Raw genomic sequence first — 23486 nt, 5'->3', positions numbered from 1 at the left:
ATGTGATCTTTGCCTCGGCTCTGTCCGCGCTTGTGCGCGATGAGCCAGTACTCTGGCGACTCACCCGTTCGGCTTGCGGTGCGTATGTGAGAGGTGGTCCCGGCGATGAGCGAAGCCCCCGACCCTGAGGTCGTGGAGCTGGCGACCAAGATCTTCGATCTGGCCCGGAGGGGCGAGACCGAGGCACTCGTGGCGTACGTCGACGCGGGTGTTCCGGCCAACCTCACCAATGACCGCGGCGACTCGCTCGTGATGCTCGCCGCCTACCACGGTCACGCCGACGCGGTACGGGCCCTCCTGGCCCGCGGTGGTGAGGCCGACCGCGTCAACGACCGGGGCCAGACTCCGCTCGCCGGCGCGGTTTTCAAGGGTGAGGAGAGCGTCATCCGGGTCCTTCTGGAAGGCGGGGCCGACCCGCTCGCGGGCACTCCGAACGCGGTGGACACCGCCCGGATGTTCGGCAAGACGGAACTGCTCGAACTGTTCGCAACACACTGATCCACATGTTCTGACCAGGCAAAACGCAAAAGACGGGGGAGGCGGTACAGGGCCGCCGGAAATTTCGGTCGCGGCAGGACGAACCGCCGGGTCATCATGACGTCGTGATTCACGGACATGATGGCTGGGCAGGTGTTGCCGCACCGCGTGGGCCGTGATGCGGTCCGCATGGGCCACCGACGAGAGGCAGAGGAAGATGGTCTACAGCAAGCAGGAAACGGCGGGCGCCCCGACGTGTTGTCACGCGGCCAGGTGAAGCAAGAACCCCGGTTGCGTCGACGCTTGATGTGAGGCTGTTTCCCATGTTCGAACCGGTCATAGCGCCCAGCGGTACGCTGCTCGGCCTGCTGCAGCGGGGCCGCGGCGACGGCACCCTGCACGCCCTCACCGCCCCGCGGGCCGAGGCGCTCGCGGCACTGAACCACTGTGTGCTGAGCGACCCCCGCCACGACTGGCAGGTGGAGAACCGCTCCCTGTACTACGCCCGTCTCTACCTCGACCTCGGCGGTGAGCTCGACGAGATCGAGCGGCACCTCTTCGACGCCGAGGACGTGCTGGACACCGACGAGTCACGCACCGGGCTGGCCCTCGCGGTCCTCGGGCACCTCGCCTCGTACGGCAGGCGGGACGCGCTCGAACTGCTGCGCAGGTACGCCGCCGTGGGCACCAGCTGGGCCTGGGCCCTCGACGAGCTGGCCCTCAGGGACGACGACGAAGGGCTGCGCGCCCTCGCCGAACCCGTCCTGGCCCGCTTCACCACCGATCCGCAGGGCGAGGCCGAACTGGCCGCCGCCGTCCGTGACGCCTTCGAGCCCCGGCCCTGGCGGTTGTGGGCCGACGATGCCCGCGAGGCGATCGCCACACGCGTGCGTGCCGCCCAGGAGACCGGCTGTTTCGACCGCTGGCAACGGCAGATGCGACCAAGCGGGCCCCGGCCGGGGTGGAGCGTCAAGGCCGTGTTCGAGTGGGCCCAGCAGGGCATCGAACGCGGAGCCGTTCTCCATGTGCCGGCCGCCCGGTGTCTCACGGCCGTCGCCGGTCCCGAGGACCGGCCCGAGATCCTCCAGGCCGCCCGATCCGGTGACGACGGCGCCCGCTGCACCGCCCTGCGCTACCTCGCCGACGGCAACGATCCCGACGCCCTCGACCTGATCGAGGGCGCCGTGACCGACGGTACGACGATGGTCGTGGAGGCCGCCGTCGACGCCTTCGAACGGATGCGCAGCGTGGCCGCCGTCGACCGGGCGCGCGGCTGGGTCCACCGGCCGGACCCCCTCGGCGCCGCCGCCGGGCGCATGCTCGCCTGTCTCGGCGGAGCCAAGGACAGCGACCTGGTGCTGGGCGCGCTGCGGGAGGCCGTACGCGGCGAAGGACCCGACGCGCCGACCCTGTGGACCCTCGTCGACGGCACCGGCCGCCTGGGCATCGCCTGCGCCGCACCCGTGCTGCGCCACATCTACCGCGAGACCGCCTCCTCCCACCTCCGTGGCCGCGCCGCCCGCGCGCTCGCCGCCACCGACCCCTCCTTCCCGGCCGGCTTCGCCGTCGAGTGCCTCTGGGACTGCGAGGAGACCACCCGCGAGATCGCCGCCCGGTACGCCGAGACCGGGGACACGCGAGTCGTCGACCAGCTTCGCCGCCTGGCCGCCGACCCGGCCGAGGAGGCCGAGGTCCAGACAGCCGTACGTAGCCGAATCGGTCCTGACATGCCCGCAGTGTGAACATCGGGTGACTCGGAGGTCAGGTGGGCGTGGACGTGGCCTGACCTGGACATGTGCGCAGCGCAACGCTCATGGGACGTTCCCCGCCCGGAAAGATCCACGTTGACGCGGCCACGTCCAGCACGACGACAACACCGGTATGCGTGTCGTCATAGTGACCGAGTCCTTTCCCCCCGATGTGAACGGCGTGGCCCACTGCGCCCTGCAGACCGCGCGACACCTCGTCGCGCGGGGGCGTGCCCCGCTCGTCGTGGCCCCGGCCACCGCCCAGGGAACCGGGGCCGGAGCCGACCTCCAGGCACCGTGCCCCGTCGTCCGCGTCCCTTCCCTTCCGCTCCCGGGTTACCCCCAGGTCCGCGTCGCCCTGCCCAGTCGCAGAGTCGCCGCGGCGATCGTCGAACACCGGGCCGACATCGTCCATCTGGCCAGCCCCTTCGTCCTCGGCGTGCGCGGCATGGCGGCCGCCGCCCGCCTCGGTGTCCCCGCCGTCGCCATCTACCAGACCGACCTCGCCGGATACGCCCGCACCTACGTGCACGCCGGCGAGGCGGCGGCCTGGCGGCGCATCCGCTCCGTGCACGCCGCCGCCGACCGCACCCTCGCGCCGTCCAGCGCGGCCCTGCGCGACCTGGAGGCACACGGCGTGCCCCGGGTGAGCCTCTGGCCGCGTGGCGTCGACACAGTCCGGTTCCGCCCCGAGCTGCGCGACGAGGCGCTGCGCCGGGAACTGGCCCCGAACGGTGAACTGATCGTCGGCTACGTCGGCCGACTCGCCCCCGAGAAGCAGGTCGAGCTGCTGGCCGGGGCATGCGGCCTGGACGGCGTACGCGTCGTCGTCGTGGGCGACGGGCCGAGCGAACCGGGCCTGCGCGAAGCCCTGCCCGGCGCCGTCTTCCTGGGCCGCCGCACCGGCGACGAGCTCGCCCGGATCTTCGCCTCGTTCGACGTCTTCGCCCACACCGGCCCCTTCGAGACCTTCTGCCAGACCGTGCAGGAGGCCATGGCGAGCGGGGTTCCCGTGGTGGCGCCCGCCGCCGGAGGCCCGCTCGACCTCGTCGCCCACGGGCGCACCGGGCTGCTCGTCCCGCCGCGCGACGGGGCCGCCGTACGCGACGCCGTGTGGTCGCTGGCCGCCGATCCCGGACTCCGGGCCGCGTACGGGGCCGCCGGACGGGCCATGGTCGAGGGCCGCACCTGGGCGGCCGTCGGCGACCAGCTCATCGGGCACTACGCCGATGTGCTCGCGGCGCGGACGGTGGTGGCGGCATGAGCGGAACCACGTCCCAGAGGCTGAGGATCGTGCGGCTCGCCAACTTCGTCGCGCCCGCCTCGGGTGGGCTGCGGACCGCGTTGCGGGAGCTGGGCAAGGGGTTCGAGGCGGCCGGGCACGAGGCCGTGCTCGTCGTGCCCGGCGAGCGGTACACCGACCGCGAGACCGAACAGGGCCGGGTCATCACCCTGCCCGGGCCGCTGCTGCCGGGGACCGGCGGCTACCGGGTCCTCATCGACAAACGGCGGGTGGCCGGCCTGCTGGAATCGCTGGAGCCCGACCGGCTGGAGGTCTCCGACCGCACCACGCTGCGCTGGACCGGCGCCTGGGCCCGGCGGGCCAGGGTGCGCGCGGTGATGGTCTCGCACGAGACCGCCGACGGCGTGCTGCGCACCTGGGGCCTCTCCGAGGGCATGGCCCGACGGGCCTCCGACGCCCTCAACGTCCGTACCGCCCACACCTACTCGCGGGTCGTGTGCACGACCGAGTTCGCGGAACGGGAGTTCGTGCGGATCGGCGCCCGGAACGTCGTACGGGCACCGCTCGGCGTCGACCTCGTGGGACGCCACCCGGCGCTGCGGGACCCGGGGCTGCGCGCGCGGCACGCGCGCGGGGACGAGGTTCTGCTGGTGATGTGCTCCCGGCTGTCGGTGGAGAAGCGGCCCGGTACGGCCGTCGACGCCCTGGAGGCGCTGCTCAGGCGCGGACGGCGGGCCGTGCTGGTCGTCGCCGGGGACGGGCCGCTGCGCGGCAGGCTCGAACAGCGGGCGAAGGGCCTGCCGGTGACCTTCCTGGGGCATGTGGGCGACCGCGACATGCTGGGCGCCCTGCAGGCCTCCGCCGATGTGGCCCTGGCCCCTGGGCCCGCCGAGACGTTCGGGCTGGCCGCCCTGGAGGCGATGGCCTGCGGTACGCCCGTGGTGGCCAGCTCGTCGTCCGCGCTGCCGGAGGTCATCGGGTCGGCCGGGGCGACGGCGGCGGACAACGGGGACCCCTTCGCGGACGCCGTCGAGCTGCTCCTAGACCTGCCCGAGGACGAGCGCAGGGAGGCGGCACGCGCGCGTGCCGAGTGCTTCGGCTGGCAGGCGGCGGTGGACGCCTTCCTCGCCGCGCACGACGCGACCGTCGGGCGCCCGGTGCGGGAGGGCGTCGGATGAGACCCCTGCGGTTCGTGGCCCTCGGCGACTCCCTCACCGAGGGCGTGGGCGACCCCGCCGAGGGCGGCCGGCGGGGCTGGGCCGCGCTGCTCGCCGAGGGGCTCGGACCCGCGGTGGAGTTCAGCAACCTCGCCGTCAGCGGCTCCCAGACACGTGACGTGCTGGACCGGCAGCTGTCCGCCGCGCTCGCGCTCGGCCCGGACATCGCCTCCGTCGTCATCGGCGTCAACGACACCCTCCGCTGCACCTTCGACATCCACGCCGTCGCCGCCCGCCTCGACGAGATCTACGGGGCCTTCCGGGAGCGGGGCACGATCCTGCTCACTGCGTGTCTGCCCGACCCCGGGGCGATGCTCGGCCTGCCCGGGGCGCTCGCCAGGCCGCTCGCCCGTCGCCAGCGGGCCGTCAACACGGTGGTCCACGCCCTGTCCGAGCGCCATGGGGCGGTGCATCTGCACGTCTCCGAGGGCGCCTGGCTGACCGACCGCGCGATGTGGAGCGCGGACCGGCTGCATCCCGGCGAGCGAGGGCACCGGCAGCTCGCCGTCCGCTTCCACGCCCTGCTCACGGAGGCCGGCATCGCCACGGGCCCCGCTCCTTGCGCCGAGCCCGAGTTCCCGACGCCCACCCGCGGTGCCAGCCTGTGGTGGCTGGCCACCGCGGGCACGGGCTGGGTGGCCCGGCGCTGCACCGACCTGCTGCCGCAGCTCCTCACCCTCGCCGCCGCCGAGGTGCGCCACAAGGCGCGCGGCACCAGCGCCCGCCTCGACCTGTCCGCCTCCCACGCGGTCGCGTCGGCCCTGGCGGCACTGTCCGTGTCGGAACAGCGGCCGGAGGTGGCGTGAGGCGGCCCCCGGCGACGGACACGCGACGGTTACGCGCGGTTGGTCAGCGGCGGTGCCGTACGGCGATGAACCGCACTGGCGTTCCCGGCGCGGCCTGGGCCGCGCCGGGCAGGTCCGCGGGACGGACCACCGCGATCACGGGGTAACCCCCGGTGGTCGGATGATCGGCGAGAAAGACGACCGGGCGGCCGTCCGGCGGCACCTGGACGGCGCCCAGCACCATCCCCTCACTGGGCAGTTCACCCGCCCGGGCACGCTTTAGCGCGGGTCCCTCCGTGCGCAGCCCGATGCGGTTGCTCGCGGACGAGACGGTGTACGGGTGCCTGGTGAGGGTGCGCAGTGCCGTGGCCGTGAACCAGTCGTCGCGGGGCCCCAGCGTGACGCGCAGGACGAGTTCCGAGGGCGGCGCCGGGTGCGGGACGACGTCCACGCGCGCGTGGACATGGGTCGGGCGGCCGAGCGGGAGCACGGTGCCGTCCGTCAGCGGCGCCGGGCCGAGACCCGACAGCAGATCGGTGGAGCGGCTGCCGAGCACCGGCTCCACGGCCACACCGCCGGAGACGGCCAGATAGCCGCGTACGCCGGAGCGAGCGGCACCGACATCGAGGAGAGCCCCGCCGGGTACCCGAACCGGTGCTCCCCAAGGGGCCGGGCGGCCGTCCACGGTGACGGGGCACGGGGCGCCGCAGACAGCGACGGTCACCGTCGAGCGGGGGCGGACGGAACAGCCGTTGAGGGTGGTCTCCAGAACGGCGGCCTGCGGGGGGTTGCCCACCAAACGGTTGGCCAAGGCCGCCGCGGGCGCGTCGAGCGCTCCCGAGCGCGGTACGCCGAGGTGGGCGTGGCCGGGGCGACCCTGGTCCTGGACGGTGGTCAGCGCACCGGCGCGGACCACCACGAGGGCATGGTCCGTCACGACGTCCCCAGGGGCGTGAAGCGGACGCGGGTGCCCGGTGCCAGCAGCGCGGCCGGCACGCGCGCGTGGTCCCACAGAACGGTGTCCGTCGTACCGATCAGCTGCCAGCCGCCGGGGGAGGAGCGCGGGTAGACCCCGGTGTACGGGCCGGCCAGGGCGACCGACCCCGCCGGGACGGCCGTCCGCGGGGTCGCCCGGCGGGGGACCTCGCGGGGCAGCCCGGTGAGGTAGCCGAAGCCGGGGGCGAAGCCGCAGAAGGCCACCCGGAACTCGGCCGACGCGTGGATACGGGCCACCTCCGCCTCGTCGACACCCCAATGGGCGGCGACATCCGGCAGATCGGGGCCGTCGTACCGTACGGGGATCTCGACGACGTCCTCCGCGCGCGCGGCGACGGGCGGTACGTCCCAGGCGGTGAGGCGCTCGGCGAGGCGGGACGGGTCGTCGAGGCCGTCCAGGAGCACCGTGCGGGCCGCGGGGACGATCTCGGTCGCCGCCAGCTCGCCCGTCGCGCGGCGGCGCAGCAGCTCGGCGTGCAGGGCCTCGGCCTCCTCACCCGTGCCCACCTCGATCAGCAGCGCGCGGTCCCCCACCGGGAGCGTCCTCATGCGAACGCCTCCACGCGCACGTCGGCCGCCGTCAGTTCGGTCCGCACCCGCCGGGCCAGCTCCACCGCGCCCGGAGTGTCCCCGTGCAGGCACAGGGAGCGGGCGCGGACGGGGATGCGTTCCCCGGAGCGGGAGACGATCGTGCCGGAGCGGGCCAGCTCGACCGACCGCCCGACCACGGCATCGGCGTCCGTGATCACGGCACCGTCCTGGCCGCGCGGCACCAGTGTGCCCTGGTCGGTGTACGCGCGGTCCGCGAACGCCTCGGTGACGGGGGGCAGTCCCGCCCCCTCGGCCACCTTGAGGAAGCGCGAGCCGGGAAGGCCGAGGACGGGCAGCGAGGCGTCGGCGAGGAGCACCCCGTCGACCACCGCCGCCGCCTGTTCCTCGTCGAGCACGACACGGTTGTAGAGCGCGCCGTGCGGTTTCACGTACGACACGCGCGTGCCCGCCGCGCGTGCGAAGACCTCCAGGGCGCCGATCTGGTAGGCCACCTCGGCCGCCAGTTCGGCGGGCGGCACGTCCATCGCGCGCCGCCCGAAGCCCGCCAGGTCGCGGTACGAGACCTGGGCGCCGACCCGTACACCGCGCTCGGCCGCCAGCTCGCACACACGGCGCATGGTGGCCGCGTCCCCGGCGTGGAAGCCGCAGGCCACGTTGGCGCTGGTGACGACGGACAGCAACTGCTCGTCGTCTGTCAGCGTCCAGCGGCCGAAGCCCTCGCCGAGGTCGGCGTTGAGGTCGATGGAGATCATGGGTCCCATTCTGCTGGTCGTTCCGGTGGTCGGTCCGGTGGTCGTTCCGGTGGTCGGTCCGGTGGTCGGTCCGGTGGTCGTTCTGCCCGTCTCCTGGGCACGGCTCCCGTGGGATCACGGCTCCCGTCGGATCGCCCGTCAGAGCACGCGATACTGCTCGTCACGGGCGTCGGTCAGGAACATCTGGCCCGGTGCGTGGGTGATCGCGAACGGCGGGCGTGAGGCCATCACCGCGGCCTGCGGTGTCACCCCGCAGGCCCAGAACACCGGGATGTCGTCCGGTTCGGCGTCCACCGGGTCGCCGAAGTCCGGGCGGGACAGGTCCGCGATGCCGAGGCCGGCCGCCTCGCCGCAGTGCACCGGGCCGCCGTGCACGGCCGGGAGCAGGCTGCTCTCCCGGATCGCGGCGGCCAGGTGCTCGGGAGGCACGGGGCGCATCGACACCACCATCGGGCCGCGCACGCGCCCTGCGGGCCGGCACTGACGGCCGGTGACGTACATGGAGACGTTGCGGCCCTGCTCGATGTGGCGCATCGGGACGCCCGCCTCGGTGAGCACCCACTCGAAGGTGAAGCTGCAGCCGATCAGGAACGACACCAGATCGTCCCGCCAGACGTCCACCACCTCCGTCGGCTCGGCCACCAACTCGCCGTGCTCCCAGACCCGGTAGCGCGGCAGATCCGTACGCAGGTCCGCGCTCTCCGCCAGCGGAGTCGTCCACGCGCCCGCGTCCGTGACGTCGAGCACGGGACACGGCTTGGGGTTGCGCTGGCAGAACAGCAGCATGTCGTACGCCCAGTCGGCGGGCACCGAGATCAGGTTCGCCTGGGTGTGGCCGGCGGCGACCCCGGCCGTGGGGCCCGACACGCCCGAACGGAACCGGGAGCGTGCCTCTTCGGGGGTCCACGCGTGCGCGTGCGGGTCGACGAGGGTCAAGGGGCGGTCGGGCGGAGGGGGTTGCGTGCTGCCGGTGCCGCTGCTGGTGCTGGTGCGGGGGCGGGGGCGGGGGCGGTCCTGGGTGGTCACGTGGTTCACACCAGTTCCTTTCCGCGCGTCTCCGGAAGGCCGAGCAGGGCCACCGCCGCCAGGCCGTAGCCGATCGCGCCGAAGATCAGCGCGCCGCCCACGCCCCAGCTGTCGGCCAGGAAGCCGACCGTGGTGGGGAAGATCGCGCCCACCGCCCGCCCGGTGTTGTACGTGAAGCCCTGCCCGGTGCCCCGGACGGCCGCCGGGTACAGCTCGCTGAGGAACGAGCCGAAGCCGCTGAAGATGGCCGACATGCAGAACCCGAGCGGGAAACCGAGCACCAGGAGCAGGGTGTTGGCGCCGCTGGGGATGTTCGCGTACGCCAGGATGCACAGCGCCGAGAGCACGGCGAAGAGCCAGATGTTCCGGCGCCGGCCCAGCCGGTCGGTGAGATAGCCGCCGGTGAGGTAGCCGATGAAGGCGCCGGAGATCAGGAAGGTGAGGTAGCCGCCGGTGCCGACGACCGACAGGCCGCGCTCCGTCTTCAGGTACGTGGGGACCCAGGTCGCCAGCGTGTAGTAGCCGCCCTGCACACCGGTGGAGAGCAGCACCGCGAAGACCGTGGTGCGCAGCAGTCCGGGAGCGGTGGCCGTGCCTCGCCGGAAGATCGCGGCGAACGAGCCCTTCTCGGCGCTCTGCTCCCGCGCGGCCGCCGCTTCGGGCGCGTCCTTCACCGAGCGGCGCACCCAGACCACCAGCAGTGCGGGCAGTGCGCCGGTCCAGAACATGACGCGCCAGGCGAGGTCGTCGTCGAAGAACGAGAAGACCATCGTGTAGACGATCACGGCCAGTCCCCAGCCCACGGCCCAGGAGCTCTGGATGGCGCCGAGCGTGCGCCCCCGGTGCTTGGCGCTCGCGTACTCGGCGACCAGGATCGCGCCGACCGCCCACTCACCGCCGAAGCCCAGTCCCTGAAGGGCGCGGAAGACCAGCAGGGTCTCGTAGTTGGGCGCGAAGCCACAGGCCACGGTGAACACCGCGTACGTCGCGACGGTGATCATCAGAGCCTTCACGCGCCCTATCCGGTCCGCGAGCACACCCGCGGCGGCGCCGCCGATCGCCGAGACGACCAGGGTGACCGTGGTGAACAGCCCGGTCTGGCCGCTGTCCAGGCCGAAGTAGGCCGCCAGCGCGACCATGCTCAGCGGCAGCGTGAAGTAGTCGTACGAGTCGAGCGCATAGCCGCCGAACGCGCCGCCGAAGGCGCGTCGGCCGCGCGGGCCGAGGGCGCGCAGCCAGCCGAACGCGCCGTCGTCGGAAGCCGGTTCGTCCGGGCCGGGCTTGGTGGTGGAACTCAGGGCCGGGGAGGGAGGGGTCGTGCTCATGGGCACCTCGCAGTGAGGGAGGAGAGTGCGTGAGGACTGAGCCGTGCCGTGTTGCGGTGCGTCGTGGTGCCGTGCCGTAGTGCTGTTCCGTGGTGCGCCTTGGCGCCTCGATGTGCGTCGCGGTGCGTCGCAGTGCCGTGCGGGAGCGGGCGGCGCCGGGGACGAGCGGAGGGCGCCTGCCCAGCAAGGTAGAGGATCGTTGAACGATCCCTCAATACCCATGTTGTTTCGTTCTTGTGTCTGCGGTTGAATTCCGGGCATGGCCCCCGAACTGACCGGCCTTGCCGACGATCGCGCCCTCCTGGGGCGGACCAGCACCGCCGAGCGGGTTTCGGACATCCTCCGGAGCCGGATCGCCGAGGGCTTCTTCCTGCCCGGGACGCGGCTGTCCGAGGACAGCATCGGCGGCGCCCTCGGTGTGTCCCGCAACACCCTCCGTGAGGCGTTCCGCCTGCTCACCCATGAACGGCTCCTCGTGCACGAGCTCAACCGCGGGGTCTTCGTGCGGGTGCTGACCGTCGAGGACGTCGAGGACATCTACCGCACCCGCCGCCTCGTCGAGTGCGCCGTCGTACGCGGGCTCGGTGAGCCGCCGTACGGCCTCGACGGGCTCGCCGAAGCCGTTGCGGAGGGGCAGCGCGAGGCCCGCGAAGGTGACTGGAAAGGTGTGTCCACCGCCAACATCCACTTCCACCGCGAACTCGTCGCCCTCGCCGGTAGCGCCCGCACCGACGAGCTGATGCGCAGCGTCTTCGCCGAACTCCGGCTCGCCTTCCACGTGGTGGACAATCCGCGCAAGTTGTACGAGCCGTACCTGGCGCGAAACCTGCTGATCCTGCAGACGCTGCAGCGGGGGGAGCGGGACGAGGCGGAGCGGATGTTGGCGGCCTATCTCGACGACTCGCTCCAGGGCCTGGTGGAGGTCTACGGGCGAAGGGTGATGGACAGCGCCCCGTAAGGGACGCGGGGAAGCGTTTGGGTTGTTGTCAGACCCAGGACCTAGTCTGTGCAGCGTGACTTCACCCGCATCGACGGACAGTGTTCCGCCCCAGTTCAGCGCGGGGTCGCGCCCCGCACCGGGCCCGGCCGCCGACGAGGGACTGGCGCGGCGGCTGCGCGCGCTCGCCTGCACCGCGCCGCTGCACGACCTGGACGCCCGCAAGGCGAACCTCGCCGGTGAGTACTCGGTGTACGGCATGGCCGAGGTCGCCCTCGCCGCCATCGACCTGGTCACACTGAACATGGACTTCGATACGGGCGCGGACCACGACCAGATCGTCGCCCGCCTCATCCCGCGCATCGCCGCCCAGGCCCCGCAGCGCCCGGTCGAGGAGCACGAGCGGGTGGCCCGCTGGGTCCTGGAGAACCTGATCAACGTCGGCAGCGTCGACCGGGGCTTCCGGGCCGTGTACGGGACGTTCGCGCCGGACGGCACCTATGTCCGCCGCGACTACGACTTCAAGCTCATCGAGGAGGTCCCCGGCTACGGCGGCGGTGTCTACCTCCGTACGACCGACGAGGCCGTCAACGTCCTGGTGGGTGCCCTCGACACCGATGTCACCAGCGCCCAGATCGCCGCCGAGGTCAAGCTGGAGGTGCTGATCAGCCGGGGCCGCCTCGCCGACGCCCAGCTCGCCGCCGAGCAGGCCCGGTACCGGACCGTGCAGTACTCGGAGACGCTCAGGAAGGCACTGGACGCCACCCGGCGCAATGTCCGCGCGGTCGACTGGCTCCAGACCGTCCCCGACATGATCGCCGAGGCGCTCGACCACGTCGCCGACCGCTACCGCCACGAGAACGCGATCCTCACCAACATCCGCAAGGCCCGCGACGAGTCCGAGGACCCCGAGCACAAGCGGCGCGCCGCCGAGCTCGTCGACATCGTCAAGGACTGCATCCGGCGCCACACACAGCTCCAGTCCCGGCTGCTGGAGGCCGGCCCGCTGTTCCGCGCGGAGCAGGACCGACAGGCGTTCGCCACACCGATGACGACGTCGGGGATCGACCTGTACGGGCATCTCGTCGCGCCTCTGCTTCCACTGCCCGTGGAGCGGGCCCGGCGGGTGACCGACGCGTTCTTCGCGCGCGGGACGGGCATGCGTACACCGGTGTCCGTGCGGGTCGGGGATCTCGTCGATCTGCTGTTCACGCCGCCGGTGGAGCGGGAGCACCTCGGTGCGGAGATGCCGGAGCCGGATCTGATCGCCACGCCCGACGACAGCCGGTTCAGCGAGGAGCAGTTGGCCGCGGCGAAGGAGCTGCTGGACCTGCCGGCGGACGCGCCGCGGCGGTTGTCCGGGCTGTTGGCGGAGGCGCGGCTTCAGGATCCTGAACTGCCTTACCTGGTAGCCCTGTTGGCCGTGCATGCGGCCAGCCCGCCCGTCGGTACGGCTTATCGGCAGGGGGAGGAGAAGCTCCTGTTCGCCGTGGACGACGGGACGGAGTTGGACGATCCCGAGTTCGGCGGGGCCGATCTGATCGTGGGGATGGCCTTGCTGGACGCGGCGGGGATGGCAGCGGACAGGGAGGCGGCGTGAACGCTCCGCCGGGAGAGCCGAGAAACCGCCGGGCGTGCGTCGGGTGCGGGTCGTCCGTGACTGGTGGCGCGGTTCCCCGCGCCCCTTACCTTGCTGCCCCGCCCTCTTGCCATGAGATCAAGGAGTTCTGCCGTGAGTGAGCACGTCGAGTGGAGTGAGCCGGAAGTCGCTGCCGCTCCGGTGGCCGCCGCCCTCACCCCCGCCGACGCCGCTGACGCGGCTCGGCTCGTCGCCTTCGGGCTGCAGCCCAAGTTGCAGCCTGCCCGGGACCAGGAGTACGGGGAACTGCTGCGGCGATATCGGGAGGATCCGGCGTTCGCGCGGCTGGCCGATGCCGTGGCCGCCGGGCTCGGGCTGGTCGTGTTGGAGGTCTCGCCCCGGGCGGGGATGGCGGTGACGGCGGCCGAGGACTCGGTGTTCGCGGTGCGCATGGGGGACTACGCGCGGCGGACGTCGGCGGACTCGGTGGACCGGTTCCTGCACGGGCTGGCGCATCTCGCGGTCGCCGCGATGGCCTTTCCCCGGCCGGAGGATCTCGCGGACGACGGGTACATCGGGCGGGTGTCGGTCAACGGGGTCGACGCCTTCGTACGCCAGGCCTGTCGGCGGCTGGAGGAGCGGGCCGAGGAGCAGGGGGAGAACACCGACCCGGCCAGCGACGCCCCAGGACTGGAGTCGGCCTGGCGGATCTGGGCGAGACGCAGCTCCACCGGGGCCACCAAGGACGCCCGCCGACTGGCGGGGTCCACCACCGGCATCATCGGCAAGGCGGTGGGCTTCCTGACCGAATCGGGCTTCCTCCAGCGCACGGGGGACGACAACGGCGGTACGTATCGGACGACCGCGCGTTATCAGCTCCAGGTGCGGGACATGGCGGGCAGCGCCGCGATGGCCGAGCTGCTGGAGCTGGGCATCGTGCCGGTCACCGACGGCACGGCCACACTGTTGCCCGCCGAGGACACCGATGATCTGGAGCTGGTGGGCGACGCGGGGCTGCCGTTCCACTCCTGATTCCAGGCCACTCCGTAGCCCCGACATCCCTGAAACTCCCGAGATCCCTGAAACGCCCGACATCCCTGACGCACCACCGACATCCCCAGCTTCACGCACCACCGACCGCACCACCGTTACGACCGCGAAAGTCCGCCGCCATGTACGAGCTGTCCCGGGTCCGCCTCTACTCCATCGGGCCGGCCGGTGCGCGTTACGCCGACACCGTGCTGGACCTGAGAGGTGTGGGCGAGTACGTGCCCGACCCCGCGCCGCAGCAGGCGGAGTTCTTCGAGGAGGAGCCGACCGGGCCGCCGCGTCGGCCCGCCCCCGCCGGCGTGCTCTTCCTGGAGAACGGCGGTGGCAAGTCGGTCCTGCTCAAGCTGATCTTCTCGGTGATGCTGCCGGGCCACCGGAACACCCTGGGCGGTGCCAGCTCGGGCGTCCTGCGGAAGTTCCTGCTGGCCGACGACTGCGGCCATGTCGCGCTGGAGTGGCAGCACACGCTGACCGGTGAATGCGTCGTCGTCGGCAAGGTGAGCGAGTGGCGGGGGCGGCAGGTCTCCAACGACCCCAGAAAGTTCGCCGAGGCCTGGTACTCCTTCCGGCCCGGGCCCGGGCTGAGCCTGGACAACCTGCCTGTGGCCGAGTCCACCGCCGTACGGCCGTCCGTCGAGGGCGCGTCCGGCGCGCAGGGGCGGCGGCGGACCATGAAGGGATTCCGTGACGCGATCACCGAGGCGGGCAAGGCGTATCCGCACCTCGAAGTGCACTGGGAGGAGATCCACGACCGCTGGAACGAGCATCTGACGGCCCTCGGACTCGACCCCGAACTCTTCCGGTACCAGCGGGAGATGAACGCGGACGAGGGCGAGGCCGCCGGCCTGTTCGCGGTGAAGAAGGACTCCGACTTCACCGATCTGCTGCTGCGGGCCGTCACCGACACGCGCGACACCGACGGACTCGCCGACCTGGTCTCCGGCTTCGGCAACAAACTGGGGCGGCGGTCCGAGCTGATCGCCGAGCGGGACTTCACCGCCGGGTCCGTGGACCTGCTCGGGCGGATCGTCGAGGCCGCCGAGGCGCGGTCGCGGGCGCGGGACATCCACACGGGCGCCGAGCGGCGCACCCGCACCCTGGTCCGGCGGCTGTCGGCACGGGGCACGCGGGAGCGGGTGCGGGGCGCTGACCTCGCCCAGCGCGTCACCGCCGCCGCGTACGCGGTGACGCACGCCGAGGCCGCCCGGGACCGCAGCGCGCTGATCGCGGCCGAACTGGCCTACCGGCACGCCTCCTTGGCGCTGGCCGCCGCCGAGAAGTCGGCCGCCGCGCAGAAGCGGGAGCTGGCCGACGCGCGCACCCTGCACTCCGCCTGGCAGGCCGCCGAAGCCGTGCTCAGGCACCGGGCGGCAGCCGACCGCGTCGCGCGCGTGGCCGCCGCCATCCAGGAAGCCGAACGGGACGCGGCCCCGGCACTCGCCGCCCGCGCCAAGGCCGCCGTCGACCTCGTACGCGCCCTGCACGCCGCCGCCGAGGGCGCCGAGAACCTGGCGAACGAGGGCGAGGAGCGGTCGGCCGCCCTGCAGGAGATCGGCGAAGCCGCCCACCGGGACGCGACGGTCGCCGCCACCGAGGCGCAGCGCGCCCGCAGCGAGGTCGGGCATCTGAAGCAGCGGCTCAGCGAGGTCGAGCAGGAGACCGCCGAGGCGGTCCGCGCGGGCTGGCTCGACGACAGCGCGCCCGACGCCGATCCGGCCCGGGCCGCCCTCGCCGCCAGTGACGCCGAGAAGTCGGCCGTCGCCGCCTGGGACACCGCGCGCGAGGCCTCGCGCCGTGCCTCCGAGCACGCCCGGGAGGCGGCCACCGCCGAGTCCCGCGCGGAGCTGACGGCCGCCCGCGCGGCGGACGCGGCCGTCGCCGCCGAGCGCGCCTACGACGGGGAGCGGCGCACGGCGGAGGCCCTGGCCGGGGAGGAGCGGCTGGCGGAGCTGCTGAGCCTGCCGGGGGCGCGGCCCGGGGTGCCCGTGCCGCGCAGCGCCGAGGGCGCGGGCCGTGCCGCGGCCGCGAAGAACGCCGGAGCCGAGGGCGCGGTGGCCGACGGCGCGCGTACGGAGTCCGGTTCCGCCGAAGCCACGCCCGCTGCCGCCGAAGGCCCCCTCACCCCCGAAGAGCTGGACCGCTTCGCCGACGAGCTGCGCGAGTTGCTCGACGAGAACGTGTCGTCCGCCGAGCGCCACCTCTTCGAGCTGCGCACCGCCGCCGCCGACGACTCCCGCATCCTGGGCGCCCTCGGCGACGGCGGGCTGCTGCCGCCGGGTCCGGACGTCCTGGCCACCGTCGAGTTCCTCGGCGAGCACGGCATCCCGGCCCTCCCCGGCTGGCGCTACCTCGCCCAGGCCGTGGACCCCGTCGACCACGCGCGCGTGCTGGCCGCGCGCCCGGAGCTGGTCGACGGCGTGATCATCACCGACCCGGCCTCGCACGCCCGGGCCCGCGAGGCGCTGAGCGCCGCCGCACTGCTCCCGAGGTCCGCCGTGGCCGTCGGCACGGCAGCCGCCCTGCTCGCACCGACGCCGCCTGTGGACGCGGGCGACGGCCCCTCTCCCGACGTGTTCCTCGTCCCGCCGAACCCGGCCATGCACGACGAGCGCGCCGCCGACGAGGAGCGGCAGGCGCTGCGCGCGCGGGCCACCGAGCGGGACGAGGAGATCCGCGAGCTGGCGGCCCGCCTCGGCAAGGACCGGGAGCTCGCCGCGCGGCTCGCCTCGTGGCGCACGGGCTGCCCGGCCGGGCGGCTCACCGAGCTGGCCGCGGCCGCCCAGGAGACGCGGGCGTTCGCCGAGGAGGCCGAGGCGGAGCTGGCGGAGGCGCGGACCGTGCGGGCCGAGGCCGATGAGGCGGCGGCCGAGGCGGCCCAGGTGCGCGACGAGCGGCAGGAGGCCGCGCAGAAGGCGCGCCGCGCCGCCGACGCTCTCGCCGGACTCGCCTTCCGTCTGCGCGAGCGCGCCGGCTGGCAGGTCAAGTTGCGCGAACTCGCCGACGAGGCCGCCGAGTCCGAGGCCCGCGCCCAGTCCTGCCTGGAGCGGGCCCGAGCCGCCGACGAGGACCGGCGTGCCACCCAGCGCGGCGCCGACGACGCCCGCCGCACGGCGCGTGCGCTGCGCGCCGAGCGCGCGGAGATCGCGGGCGCCCCCGACGACGTACCGGAGACGGACGCCGGCGCGCCCAAGCAGCCCCTCGCCGCCCTCCGTGAGGCCTACCGCGCCGCCTCCCAGGTGTACGAGAAGGTCGGCGTCGGCGCCGATCTGCGGGCCGAGCAGGCGCGGGCCGAGAGCGACGAGAGCGCCGCGATCGCCGAGCTGGACCGGTTGACCAACAAGGTCCGCAACCGCGCCGAGCAACTGCTCCAGTCACCCGACGGCTCCGACGGGCCCTCCCGGCAGGCGGCCGCCGCCCGCGCCGAGGAACTCGTACAGCTCCTCGAAACCCGTGTGTCGACCGCGAGCGAGCAGCTCGGGCGGCTGCGCGGCGAGGCGGAGCGGCACGCGCCCGAGGACGGTGAGGCGCACACCGAGCTGCCCGAGGAGCTGCTCCCCCGCGACGCCGACCACGCCCAGGCCCTGCTGCGCACCGCCACCGCCGAACTCGCTTCCCACACCGAGGCGTTGACCCAGGCCCGTGAGGCCCACGCCGAGCTGCTGGACTCCCACCGCGCCGCCGAGGACGCGGCCGGCGGCTTCGACGAGACCGCCGCCCTGCTCCGGGACCTCCTGCGCGACCACTCCACGGACGACGACCAGGAAGAACCCGAGCCCTACCCCGGCAGCCTCGAAGAGGCCCGCAAGGCCGCCGCCGAGGCCCGCCGCTCCCTGCGCGGCTGCGCCGCCGACCTCTCCGCGGCCGAGGGCGCCGTACGCGAGGCCAGTGATGTCCTCGTACGCCACGCCAACTCCACCCGCTACGAACAGGTCCGCACCCCCGCCCGCCAGCAGATCCGCGAGCTGCCCGCCTCCTCGCTCCCCGAGCACGCCCAGAAGTGGGCGGACGCCTTCGCGCCCCGGCTCCGGGTCCTCACGGACGAGCTGGCCCAGCTGGAACGCAACCGGGACTCGATCGTCGACCGGCTGCGGGGCCTGGTGGAGTCGGCCCTCGCGACCCTCCGCTCCGCCCAGCGGCTGTCCAGGCTCCCCGAGGGGCTGGGGGAGTGGTCCGGGCAGGAGTTCCTGCGGATCCGCTTCGAGGAGCCCGACCAGGCCACCCTCACCGAACGCCTCGGAGAGGTGGTCGACGAGGCGACTCGCGCGGCGGTGAAGAAGAACTCGGACATGCGCCGCGACGGCATGTCCCTGCTGCTCCGGGGCGTCAGCGCCGCGCTCCAGCCCAAGGGCGTCGCCGTCGAGATCCTAAAGCCGGACGCCGTGCTGAGGGCCGAGCGGGTCCCCGTCGGACAGATGGGCGACGTCTTCTCGGGCGGCCAGCTGCTCACCGCCGCCATCGCCCTCTACTGCACGATGGCCGCGCTGCGCAGCAACGACCGGGGCCGTGACAAGCACCGCCACGCCGGCACGCTCTTCCTCGACAACCCCATCGGCCGGGCCAACGCCACGTACTTGCTGGAACTTCAGCGGGCCGTGTCGGACGCGCTGGGCGTCCAGCTCCTCTACACCACGGGCCTCTTCGACACGACCGCCCTGGCGGAGTTCCCCCTGGTCATCCGCCTCCGCAACGACGCGGACCTACGAGCGGGCCTGAAGTACATCAGCGTCGAGGAACACCTCCGCCCGGGACTGCCCAAGCAGCCCCAGGCGGGGGAGGCGGTACACACGGAGATCACCGCGACACGCATGTACAAGAGGCCCACCGCAGCCGCCCCTTGAGGGGCGCGGGGAACTGCGCGACCAGCTCCGACGGACCCGCGGTTCCCCACTGCCTTGCCGGCGCGGCGATTACGCGTCGGCCCTCAAAAGATCCGCACACTTCTCGCCGATCATCATCGTCGTGATGCAGGGATTCACGGTCACGAGATCCGGCATGACCGACCCGTCCGCCACCCGCAATCCCTCCACCCCCTTGACCCGCAACCGCGCGTCGAGCGGGGCCGAGGCGTCGTCGTCCGCGCCCATCTTCACGGTGCACGCGGGGTGGTAGACGGTGTTGTGGGTCTTGCGGATGTAGTCCAGCAGTTCCTCGTCGGTCCGCACGTCGGGCCCGGGCGCCAGCTCGGCCCCGGCCCACCCGCTCAGCGCCGGCTGCGCCGCGATGTGCCGGGCGAGACGTAGGCCGTACGTCATCACCCGCACATCGTGTTCATGCGTGAAGTAACGCGGATCGACCTTCGGCTTGTCCCGGTAGTCCCGGGTGCGCAGCCGCACGGTCCCCCGGGACTTCGCGCGCGTGACGTTCGGCGTCAGACAGAACGCGTTCTCGGACGTGGGGTAGCCGTGTCGTGCCGTGTTCATGTCGAACGGGACGGACCCGTAGTGGAACATGAGGTCCGGCCGGTCCAGGCCCGGTTCTGTGTCGTAGAAGATGCCCGCCTCCCACCACTGGTTGGACGTGGCGGGCATCGGCTGGGCGGCCTCCCACATGATGACGCCCTCGGGGTGGTCCTGAAGGTTCTCGCCGACGCCGGCCGAGTCCACGACCACGTCCACCCCCACCTCGCGCAGGTGTTGGGCGGGGCCGATGCCCGAGAGCATCAGGATCTTCGGGGTGTCGATGGCGCCGCAGGAGACGACGACCTCGCGCCGTGCGCGCACGGTCCGGGTGTGGATGAGGTCCGGGTCGAGGTACTCGGCGCCGACGCAGCGCCGCCCGTCGAGCACCAGCTTCTTGGCGCGGACCCCGGTCCGTACCTCCAGGTTCGGGCGCTTGCCCATGATCGGGTGCAGATACGCCACCGACGAGGACTGCCGGATGTTGTTCTCGTCGGAGTTGATCTGGAACCAGTTGGCGCCCCGGATCACGGTCGTGCCGGTGTTGAAGGGCGTCGTCGGGATACCCGCCTGGGCGCAGGCCTCCAGCAGGGCGGTGCCGCACGGGTCCTCGCTCTTGATCGTGCGGAGCTTGACCGGGCCGGTGCGGCCGTGGTGGTCGCCGGGCGCGTCATTGGTCTCCAGGCGCTGGTAGAGCGGGAAGAGGTCGGCCGCCGACCAGCCCGTACAGCCCGCGGCCGCCCAGTCGTCGAGGTCCTCCGCCGGTGCCCAGAAGGCTATGCAGGAGTTGTGGGACGAACAGCCGCCCAGGACCTTCGCTCTCGCATGCCGCATGAAGCTGTTGCCGCTGGCCTGCGGTTCGACCGGGTAGTCCCAGTCGTAACCGGACTCCAGCAGGCCCATCCAGCGTTCCAGTTTCAGGACGTTGTCGTCGCCGACGTCACTGGGTCCCGCCTCCAGTACGCATACCGTGACCGACGGATCCTCGGAGAGCCGGGCCGCCACCACGTTTCCCGCGGTGCCGCCGCCGACCACGACATAGTCGAACTCATCTGCCTGCATGGGGAGTTGGCCTCCTTGTATTGCTGTGCTGCGTCGGTTCCCGCGGAGCCGGCGCTCAGTCGGCCGCCGGGGAGACGACGGGTGTGGCGGGCGGCGCGGGCGGTGTGGTGCCGGCCTCGGCGATCACCCGGTGCTCGGCGAGCACGCCCGTCTTGTGTCGCTGGATGAACCAGTAGTAGGCGAAGCCGCCGCCGGCGATGATCCCGACGAAGAGGACGGCGCCCCACTGCAGGTACCAGTGGAACGGGGCGGTGGCGTTGTAGACCGAGGCGCGCGGCCAGATCAGGTTGAGGGTCATACCCGCGCCCCACACGACGGCGAGGATGTTCACGAGGACGCCCCAGCGGCCCAGCGAGAACCTGCCGTCCCCGGCGGGCTGCCACTTGCCGCGCAGCCGCGCCACCAGCATCGGCACGGTGACGCCCAGGTAGGCCAGATAGATCATGATGATGCCGATGCTGGTCACCACGGTGAAGATCTGCGGCTGACGGATGTTGACCACGAGGATCGCCAGCGCCAGGACACCGATGATCACCGTCGGCAGCACCGGCGTCTGGAAGCGCGGGTGGCACTTGGCCAGCTTCGAGGACGCGGGCAGGTTGTTGTCCCGGGCCATCGCGAACGCCAGCCGCACCGCGGCCGTGTGGACGGCCAGGGCACAGACGGTGACCGCGATCAGGACGCACCACAGCATCGCCTTGCCGGCCGTAGGACCGAGCACATTGAGCACGACGTACTGCAGACCGTCCGTGGACAGCTGCTCGCCCTTCAGGCTGGAGACGCTCATCAGCGCCAGAAGCAGGATCAGGCCACCGAGGAGGAACGAGGCGACGATCGCCCGGATGATCGCGCGGGGCGCGTTCCGGGTCGGGTCCAGCGACTCCTCACCCAGCGAGGCGGCCGTGTCGAAGCCGTACATGACGTACGCGGAGGCCAGCGAGGCCACGAGGAACGCGCCCAGGTAGCCGTTGCCGTAACTGTCCCCGGTGCCGTTGGTCTCCAGGACCACCTGCGGGCCGCGCGTGATGTGCACCGCGAACAGCACGATCAGTACGACGGTGGCGATCAGCTCGATGAACACGCCCGCCGTGTTGATCCGGGCCATCAGCTTGACGCCGAAGGCGTTCACCAGGGTGGTGAACAGGATCAACACCGCGGCCAGGATGACCGCGTTGGTCGCCACGTCGTACTTGCCGGTGCCGTCCCCGACGATCTGGAACACGTCGGAGATCTGCGGCAGCGTCAGCTGGTAGGCCAACGCGACCGCTGCGATCGACACGATGGAGGCGGTGAGCATCATCCAGCCGGCGAGCCACCCCAGGTGCGGATTGCCTATCTTCTTCGACCAGTTGTAGACCGAGCCGGCGACCGGGTAGCGGGCCGCCAGCTCCGCGAAGCAGAGCGCGACCATGAACTGGCCGACGAACACCATCGGCCACGACCACCAGTAGGCGGGGCCGCCGCTGGCGAAGCCGAAGTAGAACAACTGGAAGGTGCCGGTCAGGATCGAGATGTAGCTGATCCCGGCGGCGAAGGTGTGGAAGTTCCCGAGGGTGCGCTTGAGTTCCGGTTTGTAGCCGAACTCCGTCAGTTCGGTGTCGTCGGATGAGTTCTTGGGGCCGGTGGGTTGCTCGATGGTCGTCATGAGCGGACTCCTGATGGGCCTGAGGGAGGAGGGGGAGCGGCTCTTGCGGGTGCCGGGGACGGTGCGGGGATCTGTGCCGGGATCGGAGCCGGGAACGGTGAGGGGAAGGAGCGTGTGGGTAGAGCGCGCAGTTATGACTACGCCTCAAGTACCCTGCGCAACAAGGGAGTTGTCACGCGGAAGTCAGGCGAACCAGCCCTGTGGTGAGGGGTCGGTGTTCCGCCAGATGTGCTTCGCCTCGCGGTACTCGGCGAGCCCCGCGGGCCCGAGTTCACGGCCGAAGCCGGACTGCTTGTAACCGCCCCACTCGGCCTGCGGAACGTACGGGTGGTAGTCGTTGATCCACACCGTGCCGATCCGCAGCCGGGCCGCGACCCGCTGGGCCCTGGCCTCGTCCGTCGTCCATACGGCGCCGGCCAGACCGTAGATCGTGTCGTTGGCCCGCCGTACCGCCTCGTCCTCGGTGCTGAACCGTTCCACCGTCAGCACCGGCCCGAACGACTCGTCCTGGACCACGGACATCGTGCTCGTGCACTCGTCCAGGACCGTCGGCAGATAGTAGAAGCCCCCGTCGTACGCGTCGCCGCTCGGCCGCTCGCCGCCACAGCGCAGCACCGCCCCCTCCGCGATGCCCTTGGCGACGTACTCCTCGACCTTGGCGCGGTGCGCCGCCGAGATCAGCGGGCCGGTCTGCGCCCGCTCGTCGAAGGGGCCCCCGAGCCGGATCTCCTGCGCCCGGCGCACGACCTCGTCGACGAACCTGTCGTGCAGCGAGTCCTCCACCAGCAGCCGGGCGCCCGCCGAGCACACCTGTCCCGAGTGCAGGAACACCGCGGTCAGGGCCATGTCCACGGCCGTGTCGAAGTCGGCGTCGGCGAAGACGATGTTCGGGTTCTTGCCGCCGAGCTCCAGGGCGACCTTCTTCACGCTCGCTGCGGCATTGGCCATCAGTCGCCGACCGGTCTGCAGGCCGCCGGTGAAGGAGACCAGGTCCACGTCCGGGTGATCGGAGAGCGGGGCGCCCGCCTCGGGGCCGGCGCCGAGGACCAGGTTGGCCACGCCGGCGGGCAGCCCGGCCTCCTCCAGGAGACGCATGAGGTGGATCGCCGTGTGCGGGGTCAGCTCGCTCGGCTTCAGCACGAAGGTGTTGCCGGCCGCGAGCGCGGGAGCGACCTTCCAGGCCGTCTGGAGGAGGGGGTAGTTCCAGGGCGTGATCAGCGCGCACACCCCGACCGGTTCGTACACGACCCGGCTGTCGACGCCCGCCTGGCCGGTGTCGACGACCCGGCCCGTCTCGGCGGCGGCCGCCCGCCCGAAGTAGCGGAAGCAGTTCGCGATGTCGTCGATGTCGTACTCGCTCTCCACCAGCCGCTTTCCGGTGTCGAGGGACTCGGCGCGGGCGAGCGCGTCCTTGTCGCGTACGAGCAGGTCGGCGACCCGAAGCAGCAGGTCACCGCGGTCGGCGGGCGGGGTCGTGGGCCAGGGGCCCTCGTCGAAGGCGCGACGTGCGGCCGCGATCGCCTCCACGGTGTCCTTGGCGTCGCCCTCGTCGACGACCGCGACCAGGCTGCCGTCGGCGGGGCAACGGATCTCACGCGTCCGCTCGTCGAGCGCTGAACGCCACGCTCCGCCGATGAAAAGTTCGGGCATGTCTCTCGTTCCTCCTGGTCAGCGCCGTACGGAAGGGCGCCCTCGC

The 23486-nt window shown here is 72.5% G+C and carries 17 protein-coding genes; 9 read left to right on the top strand and 8 right to left on the bottom strand.

Features of this window, described 5'->3' with window-relative positions:
• Positions 1 to 105: 105 nt before the first annotated feature.
• The 5 genes from ACWD26_RS32460 (at position 106) to ACWD26_RS32440 (ending at position 5491) form a co-directional block, all read left to right on the top strand.
• Positions 106 to 498 carry an ankyrin repeat domain-containing protein gene (locus tag ACWD26_RS32460; protein WP_451275534.1) on the top strand — a complete coding sequence of 131 codons (393 nt, stop codon included), beginning with the start codon at positions 106 to 108 and terminating at the stop codon, positions 496 to 498.
• 302 nt (positions 499 to 800) lie between these two features.
• The gene (locus ACWD26_RS32455) at positions 801 to 2219 is read left to right on the top strand and encodes a HEAT repeat domain-containing protein (RefSeq protein WP_451275533.1); all 1419 of its coding nucleotides are present in this window, start codon (positions 801 to 803) and stop codon (positions 2217 to 2219) included.
• 139 nt (positions 2220 to 2358) lie between these two features.
• The gene (locus tag ACWD26_RS32450) at positions 2359 to 3489 is read left to right on the top strand and encodes a glycosyltransferase family 4 protein (protein WP_451275532.1); all 1131 of its coding nucleotides are present in this window, start codon (positions 2359 to 2361) and stop codon (positions 3487 to 3489) included.
• Positions 3486 to 4646 carry a glycosyltransferase gene (locus ACWD26_RS32445; RefSeq protein ID WP_451275531.1) on the top strand — a complete coding sequence of 387 codons (1161 nt, stop codon included), beginning with the start codon at positions 3486 to 3488 and terminating at the stop codon, positions 4644 to 4646. The genes ACWD26_RS32450 and ACWD26_RS32445 overlap by 4 nt, the downstream gene beginning before the upstream one ends.
• A complete protein-coding gene (locus ACWD26_RS32440; protein WP_451275530.1) occupies positions 4643 to 5491 on the top strand; it encodes an SGNH/GDSL hydrolase family protein in 849 nt (282 codons plus the stop codon). Before ACWD26_RS32445 ends, ACWD26_RS32440 begins: the two co-directional genes overlap by 4 nt.
• Before the next feature lie 43 nt (positions 5492 to 5534).
• On the opposite strand, the gene ACWD26_RS32435 is transcribed toward ACWD26_RS32440, so the two are convergent.
• The 5 genes from ACWD26_RS32435 to ACWD26_RS32415 all read right to left on the bottom strand — a co-directional run bounded on the left by ACWD26_RS32435 (position 5535) and on the right by ACWD26_RS32415 (position 10121).
• Positions 5535 to 6407 (bottom strand): 5-oxoprolinase subunit C family protein, encoded by an 873-nt coding sequence (locus ACWD26_RS32435; protein WP_451275529.1) that lies wholly within the window; start codon positions 6405 to 6407, stop codon positions 5535 to 5537.
• Positions 6404 to 7015 (bottom strand): 5-oxoprolinase subunit B family protein, encoded by a 612-nt coding sequence (locus ACWD26_RS32430; RefSeq protein WP_451275528.1) that lies wholly within the window; start codon positions 7013 to 7015, stop codon positions 6404 to 6406. Before ACWD26_RS32430 ends, ACWD26_RS32435 begins: the two co-directional genes overlap by 4 nt.
• Positions 7012 to 7770, bottom strand: a complete 759-nt coding sequence (locus tag ACWD26_RS32425) for a LamB/YcsF family protein (RefSeq protein ID WP_451275527.1) — start codon at positions 7768 to 7770, stop codon at positions 7012 to 7014. Before ACWD26_RS32425 ends, ACWD26_RS32430 begins: the two co-directional genes overlap by 4 nt.
• 138 nt (positions 7771 to 7908) lie before the next feature.
• Complete coding sequence (locus ACWD26_RS32420; protein WP_451275526.1) at positions 7909 to 8805, bottom strand: putative hydro-lyase; 897 nt, start codon at positions 8803 to 8805, stop codon at positions 7909 to 7911.
• Positions 8802 to 10121 carry an MFS transporter gene (locus ACWD26_RS32415; protein ID WP_451275525.1) on the bottom strand — a complete coding sequence of 440 codons (1320 nt, stop codon included), beginning with the start codon at positions 10119 to 10121 and terminating at the stop codon, positions 8802 to 8804. The genes ACWD26_RS32420 and ACWD26_RS32415 overlap by 4 nt, the downstream gene beginning before the upstream one ends.
• Positions 10122 to 10380: 259 nt before the next feature.
• Between ACWD26_RS32415 and ACWD26_RS32410 the strand changes: the two genes are divergently transcribed.
• The 4 genes from ACWD26_RS32410 to ACWD26_RS32395 all read left to right on the top strand — a co-directional run bounded on the left by ACWD26_RS32410 (position 10381) and on the right by ACWD26_RS32395 (position 18525).
• A complete protein-coding gene (locus ACWD26_RS32410; protein ID WP_451275524.1) occupies positions 10381 to 11079 on the top strand; it encodes a GntR family transcriptional regulator in 699 nt (232 codons plus the stop codon).
• A 55-nt stretch (positions 11080 to 11134) separates the two neighbouring features.
• Positions 11135 to 12658: a hypothetical protein gene (locus ACWD26_RS32405; RefSeq protein ID WP_451275523.1), complete on the top strand. Its 1524-nt coding sequence runs from the start codon at positions 11135 to 11137 to the stop codon at positions 12656 to 12658.
• A 132-nt stretch (positions 12659 to 12790) separates the two neighbouring features.
• Entirely contained in the window at positions 12791 to 13669 is an 879-nt protein-coding gene (locus ACWD26_RS32400) for a hypothetical protein (RefSeq protein WP_451275522.1), read from the top strand.
• Positions 13670 to 13809: 140 nt separating this feature from the next.
• Positions 13810 to 18525 carry a hypothetical protein gene (locus tag ACWD26_RS32395; protein ID WP_451275521.1) on the top strand — a complete coding sequence of 1572 codons (4716 nt, stop codon included), beginning with the start codon at positions 13810 to 13812 and terminating at the stop codon, positions 18523 to 18525.
• Between the two features lie 69 nt (positions 18526 to 18594).
• On the opposite strand, the gene ACWD26_RS32390 is transcribed toward ACWD26_RS32395, so the two are convergent.
• The 3 genes from ACWD26_RS32390 to ACWD26_RS32380 all read right to left on the bottom strand — a co-directional run bounded on the left by ACWD26_RS32390 (position 18595) and on the right by ACWD26_RS32380 (position 23440).
• Positions 18595 to 20145 (bottom strand): GMC family oxidoreductase, encoded by a 1551-nt coding sequence (locus ACWD26_RS32390; protein ID WP_451275520.1) that lies wholly within the window; start codon positions 20143 to 20145, stop codon positions 18595 to 18597.
• Positions 20146 to 20200: 55 nt separating this feature from the next.
• Positions 20201 to 21790 (bottom strand): APC family permease, encoded by a 1590-nt coding sequence (locus ACWD26_RS32385; RefSeq protein ID WP_451275519.1) that lies wholly within the window; start codon positions 21788 to 21790, stop codon positions 20201 to 20203.
• Positions 21791 to 21973: 183 nt separating this feature from the next.
• Positions 21974 to 23440: an aldehyde dehydrogenase family protein gene (locus ACWD26_RS32380; RefSeq protein WP_451275518.1), complete on the bottom strand. Its 1467-nt coding sequence runs from the start codon at positions 23438 to 23440 to the stop codon at positions 21974 to 21976.
• Positions 23441 to 23486 lie beyond the last annotated feature (46 nt).

The sequence above is a fragment of the Streptomyces sp. NPDC002787 genome, assembly GCF_053592095.1.
This window is presented reverse-complemented; position numbering and strand designations above follow the sequence as displayed.

Bases quoted from the DNA above. Each gene is read 5' to 3' on its own strand.
- ACWD26_RS32460 (WP_451275534.1), top strand. From the start codon at position 106: ATGAGCGAAGCCCCCGACCCTGAGGTCGTGGAGCTGGCGACCAAGATC.
- ACWD26_RS32455 (WP_451275533.1), top strand. From the start codon at position 801: ATGTTCGAACCGGTCATAGCGCCCAGCGGTACGCTGCTCGGCCTGCTG.
- ACWD26_RS32450 (WP_451275532.1), top strand. From the start codon at position 2,359: ATGCGTGTCGTCATAGTGACCGAGTCCTTTCCCCCCGATGTGAACGGC.
- ACWD26_RS32445 (WP_451275531.1), top strand. From the start codon at position 3,486: ATGAGCGGAACCACGTCCCAGAGGCTGAGGATCGTGCGGCTCGCCAAC.
- ACWD26_RS32440 (WP_451275530.1), top strand. From the start codon at position 4,643: ATGAGACCCCTGCGGTTCGTGGCCCTCGGCGACTCCCTCACCGAGGGC.
- ACWD26_RS32430 (WP_451275528.1), bottom strand. From the start codon at position 7,015: ATGAGGACGCTCCCGGTGGGGGACCGCGCGCTGCTGATCGAGGTGGGC.
- ACWD26_RS32425 (WP_451275527.1), bottom strand. From the start codon at position 7,770: ATGATCTCCATCGACCTCAACGCCGACCTCGGCGAGGGCTTCGGCCGC.
- ACWD26_RS32415 (WP_451275525.1), bottom strand. From the start codon at position 10,121: ATGAGCACGACCCCTCCCTCCCCGGCCCTGAGTTCCACCACCAAGCCC.
- ACWD26_RS32410 (WP_451275524.1), top strand. From the start codon at position 10,381: ATGGCCCCCGAACTGACCGGCCTTGCCGACGATCGCGCCCTCCTGGGG.
- ACWD26_RS32395 (WP_451275521.1), top strand. From the start codon at position 13,810: ATGTACGAGCTGTCCCGGGTCCGCCTCTACTCCATCGGGCCGGCCGGT.
- ACWD26_RS32390 (WP_451275520.1), bottom strand. From the start codon at position 20,145: ATGCAGGCAGATGAGTTCGACTATGTCGTGGTCGGCGGCGGCACCGCG.
- ACWD26_RS32385 (WP_451275519.1), bottom strand. From the start codon at position 21,790: ATGACGACCATCGAGCAACCCACCGGCCCCAAGAACTCATCCGACGAC.
- ACWD26_RS32380 (WP_451275518.1), bottom strand. From the start codon at position 23,440: ATGCCCGAACTTTTCATCGGCGGAGCGTGGCGTTCAGCGCTCGACGAG.